At 67.7% G+C, this 14956-nt stretch carries 13 protein-coding genes; 6 read left to right on the top strand and 7 right to left on the bottom strand.

Annotated features, from left to right (window positions below; genetic code table 11):
- The first annotated feature begins 85 nt into the window (after window positions 1-85).
- The gene (gene panD / locus ABZ860_RS41545) at window positions 86-499 is read left to right on the top strand and encodes an aspartate 1-decarboxylase (RefSeq protein ID WP_357231920.1); all 414 of its coding nucleotides are present in this window, start codon (window positions 86-88) and stop codon (window positions 497-499) included.
- A 46-nt stretch (window positions 500-545) separates the two neighbouring features.
- Here the strand turns inward: panD and ABZ860_RS41540 are convergent, their stop codons facing one another.
- Complete coding sequence (locus ABZ860_RS41540; protein WP_357231917.1) at window positions 546-983, bottom strand: hypothetical protein; 438 nt, start codon at window positions 981-983, stop codon at window positions 546-548.
- Window positions 984-1425: 442 nt separating this feature from the next.
- Here ABZ860_RS41540 and ABZ860_RS41535 point away from each other — a divergent pair, with 442 nt between their 5' ends.
- From ABZ860_RS41535 to ABZ860_RS41515, 5 genes are all read left to right on the top strand, one after another.
- Entirely contained in the window at window positions 1426-1722 is a 297-nt protein-coding gene (locus tag ABZ860_RS41535; RefSeq protein ID WP_357231914.1) for a hypothetical protein, read from the top strand.
- A gap of 6 nt (window positions 1723-1728) precedes the next feature.
- The gene (locus tag ABZ860_RS41530; protein WP_357231912.1) at window positions 1729-2889 is read left to right on the top strand and encodes a radical SAM protein; all 1161 of its coding nucleotides are present in this window, start codon (window positions 1729-1731) and stop codon (window positions 2887-2889) included.
- Window positions 2886-3983 (top strand): 2OG-Fe(II) oxygenase, encoded by a 1098-nt coding sequence (locus tag ABZ860_RS41525; protein WP_357231909.1) that lies wholly within the window; start codon window positions 2886-2888, stop codon window positions 3981-3983. Before ABZ860_RS41530 ends, ABZ860_RS41525 begins: the two co-directional genes overlap by 4 nt.
- Window positions 3980-4810, top strand: a complete 831-nt coding sequence (locus tag ABZ860_RS41520) for a hypothetical protein (RefSeq protein WP_357231906.1) — start codon at window positions 3980-3982, stop codon at window positions 4808-4810. The genes ABZ860_RS41525 and ABZ860_RS41520 overlap by 4 nt, the downstream gene beginning before the upstream one ends.
- 122 nt (window positions 4811-4932) lie before the next feature.
- A complete protein-coding gene (locus tag ABZ860_RS41515; RefSeq protein ID WP_357231903.1) occupies window positions 4933-5745 on the top strand; it encodes a hypothetical protein in 813 nt (270 codons plus the stop codon).
- Here the strand turns inward: ABZ860_RS41515 and ABZ860_RS41510 are convergent.
- The 6 genes from ABZ860_RS41510 to ABZ860_RS41485 all read right to left on the bottom strand — a co-directional run bounded on the left by ABZ860_RS41510 (window position 5727) and on the right by ABZ860_RS41485 (window position 14797).
- A complete protein-coding gene (locus ABZ860_RS41510; protein WP_357231900.1) occupies window positions 5727-6488 on the bottom strand; it encodes a ribonuclease HII in 762 nt (253 codons plus the stop codon). The two genes, ABZ860_RS41515 and ABZ860_RS41510, sit on opposite strands and share 19 nt — an antisense overlap.
- A gap of 176 nt (window positions 6489-6664) precedes the next feature.
- Entirely contained in the window at window positions 6665-9898 is a 3234-nt protein-coding gene (locus ABZ860_RS41505) for an SAV_2336 N-terminal domain-related protein (protein ID WP_357231897.1), read from the bottom strand.
- Window positions 9882-10889: a MoxR family ATPase gene (locus ABZ860_RS41500; protein WP_357231894.1), complete on the bottom strand. Its 1008-nt coding sequence runs from the start codon at window positions 10887-10889 to the stop codon at window positions 9882-9884. Before ABZ860_RS41500 ends, ABZ860_RS41505 begins: the two co-directional genes overlap by 17 nt.
- Window positions 10890-10902: 13 nt before the next feature.
- Window positions 10903-12567, bottom strand: a complete 1665-nt coding sequence (locus ABZ860_RS41495) for a trypsin-like peptidase domain-containing protein (RefSeq protein WP_357231891.1) — start codon at window positions 12565-12567, stop codon at window positions 10903-10905.
- Window positions 12567-12890 (bottom strand): CU044_2847 family protein, encoded by a 324-nt coding sequence (locus tag ABZ860_RS41490; RefSeq protein WP_357231888.1) that lies wholly within the window; start codon window positions 12888-12890, stop codon window positions 12567-12569. Before ABZ860_RS41490 ends, ABZ860_RS41495 begins: the two co-directional genes overlap by 1 nt.
- A gap of 434 nt (window positions 12891-13324) precedes the next feature.
- Window positions 13325-14797 carry a cellulose binding domain-containing protein gene (locus tag ABZ860_RS41485; protein ID WP_357231885.1) on the bottom strand — a complete coding sequence of 491 codons (1473 nt, stop codon included), beginning with the start codon at window positions 14795-14797 and terminating at the stop codon, window positions 13325-13327.
- Window positions 14798-14956 lie beyond the last annotated feature (159 nt).

Raw genomic sequence — 14956 nt, 5'->3', positions numbered from 1 at the left:
GAAGGCTGACGACTGGGCATTTCGGGGCGTGACATACCATCGAGGACGCTCGTGAGGAGGGCCGTCCATACCCCGGTGGGAGATCATGTTCCGCACGCTGATGAAGTCGAAGATCCACCGCGCGACCGTCACGCAGGCCGATCTGCACTACGTCGGCTCGGTGACGATCGACGCGGACCTCATGGCCGAGGCCGACCTCGTCGAGGGCGAGAAGGTCGACATCGTCGACATCGACAACGGCAACCGCCTGTCCACCTACGTCATCGAGGGCCCGGCGGGCTCCGGGGTGATCGGCATCAACGGCGCCGCCGCCCGGCTCATCTCGGTCGGCGACCTCGTGATCATCATCGCGTACGCGCTGGTCGCCGAGGAGGAGGTCAAGGCGCTCAAGCCCCGCGTCGTCTTCGTCGACAAGGACAACAGGCCGCTGCACGTGGGCTCCGACCCCGCCGCCGTACCCGACGGCATGGGCCTGACCCCCGGCGACCACGTGGCGTAGGAGGTCGGTTGTCCGGTGTGTGATCCCCGCACGCGCCGCGACCTGGCTACCGCATGCTCACCGCGTGCGGGTGGTCGAACGAGACCGGGCAGGTGAAGATCCACAGTGCATACCCACGGCCGATCGTGATCCCCGTAGGCTGCCATCGGTTCGGGTGCTCGTGGAACTCGCTCTCGGGCACGGCGTCCTCCAGGGGCCGCCGGCTCTCCGTCCCGTCCGACTCTCCGCCGTCGACCTTCACCAGCAGGTTCATGTCGGCCCCGCAGAGCATCGGGTAGGGGTCTGTGAGATTCCAGGCCGCGTAACCGCCCACCTTCCAGCCATCGGCGATCGAGAGCCCGGAGAAGTAGTCGTAGCCACTCGACTCCTCCCAGATCCGGATCCGCTCCTCCAGATCGCCGGGAAGGAAGTCCTCGTAGGGGTATTCGACGACCTGCTCGGGATGCAGAACGCAGGGCACGGGCAGATACGTGTCGTACTCCATCACCTCGGGCTCGGGCTGCTCGCCAAGCAGGTGGTCACGTCGGCCGAACGCCGCCAGCGCAGCATGAGCGAGGGACAGTAGTGGGGCCCGTGGTCGCGCGGACACCACAGGAGCTGGAGAACATCGGCACCGGGCGGTCCCATCTATTGGGCCGCACCGACGGAAACCCGCGCCCCCTCCGAGCGGCCGAGTGGGTCGAGCCGGTCGCCGTGGCCCTGGGCGGAGACGAACAGGCGAGGAGGGCGGTCGCCGACACCGCCGCCGTGCCGAGGTGGCGCGATGGTGAAGCATAAAAGCCGTATCTGTGGCGGAACAGACAAATAGCCAATTGCATCGACACTGCGACCGGAAAAGATCGGAATATCGTTGGCGATTGCCATCTTGACATGCCCTGATGCAGCGGTTCTGATGAAATCAGAATCGACGGAAGAGGGGGTACGGCATGGCCGGCGAAGACGACAAAGTCAGCATCGAGCTCTCCGGTGAGGAGCTCCGCACTCTGTCCATGGACAATCTCCGGGAATTGCAGGAGCGATTCGGGCTGGAGATCTCCATCCACTCCACGCGTACGGCGATCGACACGATCCTGCGAGACATCGGCCGCGAGGGCGGCGGGCTGACGGCGGAGTTCACCCGCGGATTCGACCGCACGTCCCCCGGCTACGACCGCTACTACAACCGCGACATCCCCACCTCGCTGCCCGGCGAGGAAATCGTCCTGCCGCCCGTGCAACCCTGAGCCGCTATGCCTGCGGAGACGGCCGACGGCCGGATCATTCCGGATTACTTGCTGCTCAAGCTGGCCAGCCGGTGCAACATCAATTGCGATTACTGCTACTGGTTCCGCGACTCGTCGGTATACGAACGACCGCCGCTCCTCACCGAGGAAGCGGAGCGGGCGTTACTGCGCCGGCTGGCCGAGCACATCGCCGAGCACGATCTCCGGCGTTTCTCGATCCTTTTTCACGGAGGTGAGCCGCTGCTTCTCGGAAAGCGCCGTTCCCGGGCGTTGTTCGAGGCGTTGCGGGAATTGGAATACGACACGGGAATCAAGCTCAAGCTCAGCATGACCACCAACGGCCTGCTGCTCGACGACGAATGGGCGCGAATCCTGTGCGCCAACGAGATCCACGTCACGATCAGCATCGACGGTCCGCCGCAGGTGCACGACCTGCGGCGCAGGGACTTCCGCGGGTTCGGCACGCACACGGCGGTGCTGCGCGCCTTCGAGGTGATGCGCCGGCATGGCGTCTCTCCAGGCGCCCTGGCGGTCTGCGATCCGGCCGCCGACCCGGCGGCCGTCCTGCGGTACTTCCTCGACGACCTCAAGGCCGACGTGGACATCCTGGTCCCCGACGCCACCCATGAGGACACCCCCGCCTCGATCGCGCCGTTCTACTGCGGCCTGTTCGACGTCTGGTACGACGAGTACGCCGACCGCGGGGTCACCGTGCGCTTCCTGTCCAGCCTGGTCAAGGGCCTGCTCGGAATGCCCAGCAGGTCCGAGTCCATCGGGTACGGCCAGATCACGACGATGACGATGCTGACCGACGGCAGCCTGGAGGCGCTGGACGTGCTGCGCACCTCGCGGCAGGCGATCACCAGGAGCACGCTGAACGTGATCGACGACCCGCTGGTGGCCATCAACGACGACCCCACCTGGCAGGAGATCCGCCACGCCTCGACCAACCTGGCCGACGTGTGCCGGCGGTGCGTCTATCGCTACGCCTGCGGAGGCGGGCACGTCGCCTCGCGCTGGTCGCCCGAGCGGCGGTACGACAACCCCAGCGTCTACTGCGAGGACTACAAGGTGATCCTCGGCCATATCTGGAGCCGTATCGGCCCCGATCTCCAGGTGGAGTTCGAGGACCACAGCCGGGTGCCGCTGCTGGAGGTGATCAGATGACCGGGCTGCTGCTGGCCGGGACCGAGGTGCGCACCGATCCCTTCCTCCACGCCACCGTCTCCCAGGTCTTCGCCGGCGATCTCGCCGAGGCCCTCACCGAAGAGCTGTCCGGCCTCGAGCAGTGGAATCTGCATCGCGGCCGGTTCTTCGAGCAGTACGAGTGCGACCTGTTGCGGCACGCTCCCACGCGCGGGCTGCTCGGCCCCGAACTGATCGACCGGCTGCGCGCATGGGCGGGCGACCTGCTGATGGTGGAGCTGGCCGAGCGCGTGCAGGTCGTCGCCCACCGGCTCATGCCGGGCCAGGGCATCGGGCTCCACAACGACGCGCCGGACGCCGACGACGAGACCCACCGCCTGGTGGTCCACCTCGGCACCGGATATCGGGACGACGACGGCGGCCACCTGGTGCTCTTCAGCGAGCCGAGCATCGAGGCGGTCGACCGTGTGCTGCGCCCGCTGCCCAACACCGGACTCGCCTTCGCCGCCTCCGACGACTCCTTCCACGCGGTCACACCCGTACGCGCCGGCGTCCGCCACTCGGTCGTCTTCTCCTTCTGGCAACGCCACCGGGACCGCCCGTACGCGGGCGCCGACCGGATCGCGCACTCCGGGGGCACCCTGGCGCAGCACCTGAAAGGCGTTCACGACCTGCTGCGGCGCTGGGGCGCACCGGAGCCGGTCTGCGTCGCCGGTCACCTGCACAGCGTCTACGGGACGGAGTACTTCTCGATCGGCGAGCCGCCCCAACGTGATCGGTTACGCGCCGAGGTGGGGGCCGAGGCCGAGCGGCTCGTCTGGCTGTTCTCCGTCTGCGCACGCGCGTCGCTGCCGCACGCCACGCTCGGCGCGGACCTGTACGACCACCGCGACGGCGGCGTGGTGCCCGCGACCGAGGACGAACGGCGCGCTCTCCTGCTCATCGACCTGGCCGACACCGTCGAGCAGCTTCCGAGGGTGCCGATCGACGAGGACGGCCTGCACTGGGAACGGGCGCGCTTCGGACCCGTCGCCCACCTGCTCCCTCCGCAGGCCATGGCCGCTCTGGACGAGGCGATCGCCGCGCGCAGGGCGGAACAGCCGGGACACCCATGAGGAGAGCCCTGATCGACGTCCTGGGCAGCACTCCGGCCGACGCCGCGGTGCGTGCCCTAACGGCCGTCCACGAAGACCGGGTGCCCCTTCTGGAGCGTGCCTGGGACAGCAGGGTCACCGCGCATCTGCTGCCCGCGCTCCCGCCCGGCGCCGCCTGCGACCCGGATCTCGCCACGGTGAGCCGGGAGCTTCTGGGCTGCCCGGTGAGGCGGCTGCCGTTCCTCAGCGCCTGGCGCCCACCTGCGCCGGGCCGGCCCGCGTGCATGGTCGCCGCGAGCCATTCCTGGGCGGCCGTGGCCTTCGCCCGGGCGGCGCGGCACGACCCCAGGCCGGCTCATCTCGTGCACATCGACGCGCACGACGACTTCGCGCCGCCCCCGCCCGGCCGGTTGCCGCCGTTGCGCGACCCCGCCGCCGTCGCCGCCTGGGTGGTCGCCGGCCGCTTCGGCATCGGCAGCTTCATCAGGCCGTTCGCCGACGCCGGGATCGTCCACACCGTCTGGCAGGTGCAGCGCTCGTCGCTGGGCACCCCACTCACGCGGACCGTCACCGGGCCCGGCTGGCTCGACATCGACCTGGACTGCCTCTGCAACGCCCTCGACGACCGCAACCCGGAGCCGCTGATCGGCGAGGCCGAACTCCGGACGCGGCTCGCCGCCATGGTGGACCACATTCGCGCCGCCTTTCCCGTACGGCCGGCCCTGGTGACCGTCGCGCTCTCCCCAGGCTTCTTCCCGGCGGCGCTGTGGCGACCGGCGCTGACCGGGCTGCAAGACCTGCTCGCCCAGCGGTGGCCGGCTCTGCGACTGCCGTTCACGGACCCGTGACCACCTGGCCCAGGCACCGGTGATCAACGGCTGGGTGGCGCGGCTGTCGTACCTGCTGGTCGAGGACGTCCGGACCGGCATCCGCCCGGCCGACGAACCTGCACACCGCCACGCCGTACGCGGTGCAGACCGTGGTCCACGCGGAAGGCGTGTCCACCGGCGTCGTCGCGAACGGCAAGCCGGGCCTCGTTGGAGCGTCCCAGGACGTGCTCTCGAAGAAGGTGAAAACGCCCACGACCTTGGGCAAGGTGTTCTTCGTCGGTGCCGACGGTCAGCCGCACTGGTGCACGGCCACGGCCGTGCAGTCGTCCTATCGCAATGTCGTCGCCACGGCCGGTCACTGCGTGTACGACACCGAGCGCACTGGCGGCACGCTCGGCAAGTGGGTCTTCGTGCCCGGCTACTCGGGCGGCAAGACCCCGGAGGTCCTGTACGTCGGAAAGCAGGCCTTCACCCACTACGACTTCGACCTGTACCGCGACTACGACCGCGACGTCGCCTTCGTGAACGTGTACAACGGCGTCGTCTCGTCGTCCTCCGGGGCGCTGACCGACAGCGGGCGACTGGGCGACAACGTCGGCGGGCAGGGTCTCGCCTATAACCAGCCGACTGCCTCCTCGGTCGACGTCTTCGGCTACCCGGCCGGTCCCAATCCCGACGGAACCAGGCCCTACACGGGTGAGACCCTCGAACCGTCCACCGGATCGACGTTCGCCATGAGGCTCCTCGACCTTCCCGCCGACCAGCCCGTCGGCGTCGGCTCTCCGTTCACCGGTGAAGGCTCCCTCGGCTCCTCGTGGCTGTACCGCTACAGCAGCGACGCCCGCACCGATTACCTCAACGGCATCACAATCAGCGTCTCCGACACCGACGGCGACAACCGCTACGACACCAGCGTCTCCCCGTACTTCGACGGTCAGAGCAGGGTCATCTGACCGGAGCCGGCGAGGGGGTCGCGGTGCTTGCGCAGGTGCCGCCACTGGGGCAGGTCGTCGAGATATGACCACGAGAGCCGGTGGTGCGGAGTTGGCCCCGTCTCGGCCAACGCCTGCTGGTGGACGGGGGAGGGGTAGCCCGCGTTGGCGGCGAAGCCGTAGGCCGGGTGCTCCTCGCCGATCTCCGCCATCAGGCGGTCGCGGTGGACCTTGGCCAGCACCGAGGCGGCGGCCACCGACACCGACCGCTGGTCGGCCTTGACCTCGCACCGCACCCGCCACGGCCGGCCCAGGAAGTCGTGCGCGCCGTCGAGGAGCACCACATCGGGCCGCAGCGGCAGGGCCTCCAGCGCCCGGCAGGCGGCCCGGCGCAGTGCCTCGGTCATGCCGACCTCGTCGATCTCCTCCGGTCCGGCCTCGCCGTACGCGTGGCAGGTGAGCCAATCGGGCAGGACCGCCGCGAACGCCTCACGCTGGGCCGGGCCGAGCAGCTTGGAATCGGTCAGCCGGACCGTGCGCTCCCCGCGTCCCGGCAGCTCGGGCGGCGGGCCGAAGGCGGTGACGGCCGCGCAGACCACCACGGGGCCCGCCCACGCGCCGCGGCCGACCTCGTCGACGCCCGCGACGCGCACCGCCCCCGCGGCGCGCAGCTCGTCCTCGATCTCGTATCCGGCCGCCCGCCGCGGCGGTGTGGCGAGCGCGGAGTCGGTGCCGGGTTCAAGTCCGGGCAGCGCGTCGGTCATCCCCGTATCATCCCAGGCACCCTCCGACTCCTTCGGCGCCGCTTGTTCACAGCGCTTCGGCCGCCCGATGCGTGCTGGGGCATCCGCGTGCGGTTTTGCGCCGGCGGGTGACCGTCACATCCGGGGCGGACGGCCGACGCGGGAAGTTGTGAGTGGGCCGACGCGCAAGTGGCCGCTCACCGTCCTCTTGGGGCGAAGTACGCCCCGTCATCCTCCTCGGAAGGAACCCTGATTGCGAGCATGGTGACATCATCATCTTGCTCATAGCCTGACAACATCCGCTCGGTCAGGAAATCAAGCAATAAATGCGGGTTTCTCGCAACCCTTAGGGGGGGCGCTTCCTCTACGACCTTGACGAGTTGCTTCAGTCCGGAATCCAGCCCGCGCATTCGGTTCTGGACCAACCCGTTGGAGTAGAGCAACGCGGTGTAGCCCGGTGGCACATCCAGCCGGAACTCCTTCCTGGTGGTCGGCCATCCGAGCGGAGTGCCGGGTTCGACGTCGCACAAGACGCCCCGGCCCTGCGGCGAGACGAGCAGCGGCGGCGGGTGACCGGCCAGCCCCAGCCTCCCCTCACCGGTCCCGGGCTCGACGACCATGTACGCCAGAGTGGTGACCTGCTCTTCCTCCTCGGTAGCCTCGAAGACGCGGTCGAGCCCCGTCAGCACCGCGGCCGGGGGCGGGTTGGTCAGCGCGAGCGCCCGCATGGCGTTGCGGATCCGGCCCATGCCGGCGGCGGCCTTGACACCCTTGCCCATGACGTCGCCCACGACGACCGCCACCCGGCCGTCCTGCAGGACGAACGCGTCGTACCAGTCGCCGCCCACCTGCACGTGACGCGAGCCGGAGCGGAAGCGGTGCGCCAGCATCAGGCCCCGCACCACCGGCAGGCGGTCGGGCAGCAGGCTGCGCTGCAGCGTCTCGGCCGTCTTGTGCTCGCGCTCGAACAGCGTGGCCCGCTCGACCGCGAGGGCGCACTGCCCGGCGAGGGCCTCCAGGAAGACGCCGTCATCCTGCGAGATCTTCTGGGTCCGGGTGAAGGAGAACCGCAGCGCGCCGAGCGCCCGCCCGGCCGCCAGCAGCGGCAGGCCCACCCAGGCCCGCTCGTCCGTCTGCGCGAGGAAGCCGGAGATCTGCGTCTCGTCGGCGCCGGCGTCCACGAGCTGGGCCCGCAGGCTGTCGGGCGACTCGGCGAAGACCGGGCGGCGGCTGTTGACCGCCATCGTCATCACGTTGGGCTGGGCGAGATCGATCTCCTCGCCCCGGGTGTCCGGGGTGCCGCCGCTGCTGATCAGCTTCAGCGTCGCCCGGTCCAGGTCGAGCAGGGCCACGGACGAGTGGTCGGCGGCGAGGGCCGTACGGCCGACGTCGATGATGACCTGCACCACCTGCTCGACGGTGAGCGCCTCGGCGAGCTGGGCGGTCGCGCCCTGGAGGCGGGCGGTGCGCAGCGCGGCGGCGCCGAGCTGGTCGGTGAGCCGGCCATGCATCTCCTCGGCCTCACGCTGCGGCGTGACGTCGGTGTTCGCTCCGACCCACTCCACTACCTGGCCGTGCCTGATGATCGGCACGGCCCGGACCTCGAAGTGCCGGTAGCCGCTGGCCCGGGTGCGCACCCGGTAGCTCCACTCGAACGGTGTGTGGCGATGCAGCGCCTCGCGCCACGCCTCCTCGGTGCCGGGACGGTCATCGGGGTGCACCGCGTCCAGCCAGCCGTGCGTGAGGTACTCCTCCAGGCCCTGGCCGGTGATGACCCGCCACCGGGGTGCGTCCTCGGCCACCGCGCCGCTGGGCAAGGTGATCCAGAGGATCTGTGACTGGGCATCCACCAAGGTCGCCAGGCGCTCGTACAGTTGCTCCGTCGAACGCTCACCCAGAGACTGCACGTTATTTCTGATCTGGGATGCCGCACGGGTCAGACCGAAGACGTCCGAATCGACCAATCCAAATGGATCACCCGCTGTTCTCATGCCATGGTCGCTGTCCGCCAGTGCGCTCGGCACATAGCTCCGGAAGGTAGTCGTTCCCACCCCCGCCTGTGCGGCAAGTTCGCGTGAGATCGCCTGAAGGACATGGACGGCGGTCTGCCGAGAGGTGCGCGATAGTGTTCTGAGAAGAACATCTCTGGCATCGGGCACGAAGGTGTAGAACTCTGGTTCCTGGTCCATCGGTCGCAGAAGACCGCTGAGAATGACCTCGGCAAGGTGCTCCGGGGATGAGCCGGGCAAAAGTGCTCTCTGTATGAGGCGCATCAGGGACAAGGACGGAAACGAGGCAGTCGCCAGGTAACCGGCGAGTGAGTAGGCCTCAGGCGAGGCCACGGCTCGGAAACGCAGGACTCTCTTTTCGATCGGTTGGCTGTACTCGTCCTGTATCCACGCGTCGAGAGCAGTCGACTGATCCTCTAGATGCGTTACCCCAATCGGCCTGACGTTGCCGGCCATCACCTGGGCCCAGTTCGCGAACCACGGTGCCGACAATCCGACCACCGGAACGGGAACCGGTTTGTCCGCCGTCTCCGATTGAGGCACCACCGGCTGCAGCCTGAGCGATGTGTTAGCGGCGAAAGGCTGGGTGAGATATGCCTGGTGAACTGTCACACTGGTCGCTGTCCTATGCCACAGGCGTTCGGGTAGCGGTTGCAGAATCGCCGTCGGCGAACTCGATGCCCATCTGCGGACAGTATGAGCCATTCTGCCGGTCCACCAGTGCGCGCCTGAACAATCGCTCAAGAGGAGCACGAGCCGACGCCCTGACGGGTCGGTCAGCGCACCCGGCGCAACCGCGGAACCGACTGTGATCCCGTAGGGCCCCTCTTCAAGGCGCATGAGTTGCACATTTCGAAACGCGCCCAGGTTCGTGTAGAGCCGTCGAAGCTCCTCGCCCAAGGGACGCCACAGCTCCATCGACGAGCCGAAATCAACCACGAGGGTCAGGTCCAGACGACGTTCCATGGCGGGAACCAGAACCGGCACCCAGGGCCCGCGGCGGCGCGGAAACTGCCGAGCGATACGGTCGGCTGTCGCTCGCTCGTCCACCGTCGACTGGCGATGGGCTGGCACTCGATGACGCAGCGGACGCAGAGCGCGGTTGAGCCTCAGCGCGCTGGGGAGCATCGGACCGGTGGACACCTGAATCGGCATTGCGACCTCACCGGTCGAGTCCGGCGTCGCACGCGAGTAGATCTCGACCTGGTTGGCTGGGGTCAGCGGCGTTTCTCCGGCCGGTGGCCGCGATGATCCAGCGACATCCTCGATGGGTTCCCCAAGGGCGGGTAACCTGTTCTCCCGGATCCGGTCGCGCTCGTCCAGATACTGCGCGAGCCAGAGCCGTTCCGCGAGTTCTACGGGGGTCGGCGGCGGCCCGACCGCACTCAGAGCGACGTGCAACCGATCAAGGTTTGTCGTCACCGTACGCGTCCGTTTCATCGGTGTCGCGATTGAGATAGGGCATGAGCCGGTCGGCCAAACTCAACCGGTCCTCCGACCTCGCATGATGAAGGAGGTAGACCGCGTTGAGCAGTTGGTCCGTCGCCAGGGCGCCGCTGCTTTTCTTGGCAAGAAAACGTTCGATGATGTCCTGACTCGCAGCCGTCAAGTCAGGGCCCAGATGCGCGGCGACGATTCGGTGCAGCTTTTCGCCGCTGGGCTGATGCAGACGGAGCGTAACGCACCGCCGTAGAAAGGCGGGCGGGAACTCCCGTTCACCGTTGCTTGTCATGATCACCAGAGGAAACGCCCGACAGCGCACCACGCCCCCGAAGACGGCTACCGATCTCCCGTCGGCTGTCATGACCTCTGCGGTCGGTGAGGTGTGACGCTGCAGCTCGGGAATCTCGAAGTAGCCTTTCTCGAAGACCGTAAGGAGATCGTTTGGCAGATCCATGTCGCTCTTGTCGATCTCATCGATCAGCAGTACGCGCGGCCGCTCGAAGGGAAGAAGGGCTGTGCCCAGCGGACCCAGCCGTATGTACCGGCCGATCTCCTCGTCGGCGGTCGTCCCGCCAGCGAGTTCCTCTCGGCTGGCCGCATACAGCCTGGTCAAAGGGTCGTACTGATAGAGGCCGTCCGAGAGAGTCACACGACTCGTGATGGGCCAGTGCAGCACGGGCCCGAGGCGTAGTTCGTACGCCACCGCCTCGGCGAGGGTGGACTTGCCCGTGCCGGGCGGCCCGGTCACGAGGAGCGGGCGGCGCAGGAACAACGCGGCGTTCACTTGCTCCACCGCCTGCGGGTCGGGCTGGTAGCTCGTCGCGTCGTGATCCCCGGCCTCCTCTGACCACGCCGGCTGCGGCTGGGCAGGGCCGCCACTGAAGACCCTCCACGGAGGGGGCGCGGGAAGGTCCGTTTCGATCCTGTCGTGAGGGGTGCCTGATCCCGTGTAGATGAACCAATCGGACATGTACCGTCCTCTTTTACGATGCCGCGAGCGGCGGGTCGGGCATACGGGTCGGGTCGTCCCAGAAGAGCGCGATTCTCTGGACAGGTTTGGAATCCATTCCGGCTATGCGCAGTTGCTTGACGCGGAAAGGAAGCTGGGCGGGTGAGGACTTCTCCACGATCTCGGAAGCCTCGGAGAGGAATTTGCGGCCCGCGCAATCGTCGTGACTACCGGCCCGACACGAGGTCCTTGGCCACATCATGATAGGAATGCCGAACTTGAGTGCCTTTCCGATCTCAGTGGGCGTCGGTGAAGCGGCGTGAACGATCGTGGTCCGGGTCTCGTCGGCCAGCCAGCTGAGCGTGGCCTTGTCTCGGCAAGCGATCAGGCTTGGGGACTCACAACCGACTTCACGAAGCTTGCGCCAGCGCCTGATGGCCTGATCCCACCGCTGGCTGCCACCTCGTCGGCGCGCCACGTCGCGCATCACGACCGGATAGAGGAGGCCGAGTTGAATCCGATCGTCCGGGTCGTTGTTGGTGAACCAGTTCTCGACCCCAATTCCGCGTGTGAACCAGTCATGGGGCATCATGAATTCGATGACGAAGTCCTCGCCCGCGACCTCCGCCAAGAGCCGGGGCATCTCACCTTCTACGCTCGTCCTTACCTGCTCGGCGGGGACAGGGTTGGGAATCGCATATGTCCATCCACTCCCGTCGCCTCGCCAGATAGAGAATTCGAGGCGGTAGCCACCAAGGCCGCTGGGAGCCATGCGGATGATGGCCGCCGCGGATGTGGGTGTTCCGCTCGTGACCCGCGACTCTCCTAGGTATCGGGTCAACCAGCGCCGCGCCTCGGCGGCCTTGTACGCGTCGTCCAAGTTGCCGATCACCCGGGAGAGGAGACGAGCTAACGCGTCGGGTTCCTCGATTTCCTCAGCGGCGAGGGCGATGGCTCTCCATAGAGAGGGACTACCTTGATCGGCGAGGAGTGGGAATTCCTGAGCAAGCAGAACTCCCGGAGGATTCCTCAGACTGGCGTCAGCAAGACAGCGGCGTAATTGCCCCCGAGCACCCGGACCGATCTTCCCCGGCCAGGTGTGCGGAAGTAAATCGTCAAGCGGCTCCCAATACTGCCGCAGAGTGGAGATGGGAAGCATGCGCCCCACTCGCTGACCCGGCGTCAGGTCGGCATCGGTGATCATACCGATCACGTGGTCGGTGTCCGGCAGGTAGACGGCGGCGCCGCTGAAACCTTTGGCAATAAATTGGCCGTGACCGTCCCACGCGTTGACCTGACACCACTCGCGAGCCAGGACTTGGCGGTCGTCGATGCGAAGTTCGGCGAAAGTGCCGGACGTCGTTTTTCCCGCTGCGAAACCATAGGAGAAGAGCTTCTTGTCTCTCCAGGCGTCCATATCGATGGGGTCGGCGAACTGCGCAGGTGGTACGGGGGCGGGTTGTGAAAGTTTGAGCAACGCGAAGTCGCCCCGCGGGTCTTCCTTGTTCCAAGGTCCTGTTGTGACTACGCTCGCCGGATAATGTTGCCGAGGATGGGTGGCCGGGAAGACAACGATCGGATTTTGTACGTTATGCACAACATGGGCGCATGTCAGCACGTGCTGGTTGTCGATCAGAAATCCAGAGCCCACGGTGTTGCCGACTGCTCGGTCGATCCGAGCATGCCACGAACTACCCACTACTTCTCCTGGCGGGCCCAGGTGAGCTTGACGACGAAATGGCCCTCGGTGGAGGCCTTGGCTACCACTGCGCCTGCGGCTGCATTGAATTTGATGCCGAACTCGAGCTCGACCTCGTCAGGATTGAGCTGCTTGTCCCGAAATGAGTCGAGCACCCTCGTTGCGGCGTCTCGCACGTTTCGTAGGGAATCCTCGAATCGGGATTTTGCTTCGATGATTCCGTATCCGCCGATCCCAACCGCTTGGAAACCTTCCGCATCCTGTTCGGCTATCTCCATGACAATCGACTCGCCATCGAGTTCCCAGCGTACTAGCTCACTCATGTATCTCCTCGTATAGGGCAACACGCAGAAATCTGGGTAGGGGCAGTCCCGGCTCCCACCGCAACGATGTGCCCATGGGGTGGCAGTACGGCTGAAATCGCACCTCAACGGGTACGATCCGCACTTCCCTGATCTCTCCGACCGCCAACGGTGCCAGGCTTGACCATGCCCGCTCTGGGATGTTGCCTGATTGCAACCTATCGCTATTACGGTCGGCTAATATGGGGAAATATACATCGTCCCCAAATGGTCGCCGCTGGATGATTCTCGCCCGACTCGTCGGACCTCTCCTGCGGGGTTGTGGCATAGTGCCGACGCGGACGACCGGTCCCGCGGGTCTGGCCGCCGAGCAGGGGAGGCCGGGACCGGGACGAGCAGGGCGGCCGGCGCGGCGGCCGGCCGCCCTGGACGACGATCTCGTGGACGGTCTGCTTTCAGGAGCAGGTGGTGCCGTTGAGGGTGAAGGCGGCGGGCGTGGGGTTTCCACCGGTGTAGGCGCCGTTGAAGCCGAGGTACAGCGACTGGCCCGGCTTGATGGTCTTGTTCCATTCGTAGTTCTCGGCCGTGACAGCGGTGCCGGACTGGGTCCAGACGGCCGACCATCCGTTGGTGACCCGCTGGGAGGCGAGCGGGAAGCCGAAGCCGAGCTTCCATCCCTCGATGGCGGCGGTGCCGGTGTTGGTGATCGTCACGGTGGCGGTGAACCCGCCGTCCCAGGTGGTGGTCGCGTACGTCACCCTGCATCCGGACCCGGACGAGGACGGTGACGGGCTGGGGGACGGCGACAGGCCGAGGGACGGCGACGGGCTGGGCGAGGACGTTGACCCGGGCTGCGCGATGGCGGTGTACGGCGCCGAGGGGTTGCTCAGGTTGCCGGCCCCGTCGCGGGCGACGACCTGGAAGGTGTACGGCTTGCCTCCTTCGAGGCCGGTGACGATGTCGCGGGGGGTGGCGTTCTCACCCTCGTACGCGTAGCTGTCGAGGGTCCGGCGGAACAGGTCGTAACGGGGCGGGACCCCGCTGTCGTCGCTGACGGTGTTCCAGGCGAGGAAGACTCCGCCGGGTATGTCCATCCCGGTCACGGTGGTCAGCCCGGTCGGGGTGCCGGGCGGCGTGGTGTCCGTCCCGGGGCCGGGGCTGGGGCTGGCGACGGGCGGCTCGACCATGGCCCGGGCGCGGACCAGGTCGGAGGGCGCGCTGAGGTTGCCCGCGCGGTCCCGGGCCACCACGTAGAACAGGTAGTCGCGCCCCGGCGTGAGGCCGGTGACGACCGCGGTCACCTGGTCGGCCCGCATGTCGATCGTGGCCTGGGCGCGCGGGAAGGCGCCGTCGGTCCAGACGTGGACCTCGTAGGTGGAGATCCCGACGTCGTCCGTGGACGGCGTCCAGACCAGCCCGACCGCGCCGTTGACGTAGACGCTCTGCGTGGCGAGGCCCTCGGGACGGGTCGGCGGGGTCTGGTCGATCGGCGACGGGCTGGGCGGGGGACTGGAGGGCGGCATGCCGCCGAGGTAATTCGCGGTCTCCGTCACGTCGTTGGACGGCGGGCCCGCGTTCCCCGCCGCGTCCCTGGCGATCACCCGGAACGTGTACGACTGCCCCAGGGTGAGTCCGCTGACGATGGAACCGGGGCCCGTCGCGGTGCGGATGGTGGTGAAGGCGCCGCTCTGCTTCACCTGGATGTCGTAGCCGGTCACGCCGACGTCGTCGGTCGCGGCGCCCCAGCACAGCGACACGCCGATGCCGAGGCCCGAACCGGGGGCCGCGGGCAGGGGACAGTTCCGCAGCGTTCCCGGCGCGCTGGGCGGCGTGGTGTCCCCGGCCGCCGCGGAGGCCGGCGGGAGGGCCGCGGCGGCGAGGGCGAGCCCGGCGCCTGCGAGGCCGGCCCCCAGGAGAGCGGTTCGCACACCTGCGGCGGTTCTACGGAGACCCTGGACGGGCATGGGAGTCACCTCTCTGCGGGCGGTCCGGCGCACCCGGGGGCGGCGGGGCACGAAGTAGGGGGTACGGGAAATCATGCGGGCGCGGGGGGGGGTGGCGGCCCAACAGGACAGGGTGCAGGGGTG

The sequence above is a fragment of the Microbispora sp. NPDC046973 genome, assembly GCF_040644495.1.
GTDB lineage: Bacteria > Actinomycetota > Actinomycetes > Streptosporangiales > Streptosporangiaceae > Microbispora.
Note: the sequence above shows the minus strand (reverse complement) of the source record. Positions and strands in the feature narration are given on the sequence as shown.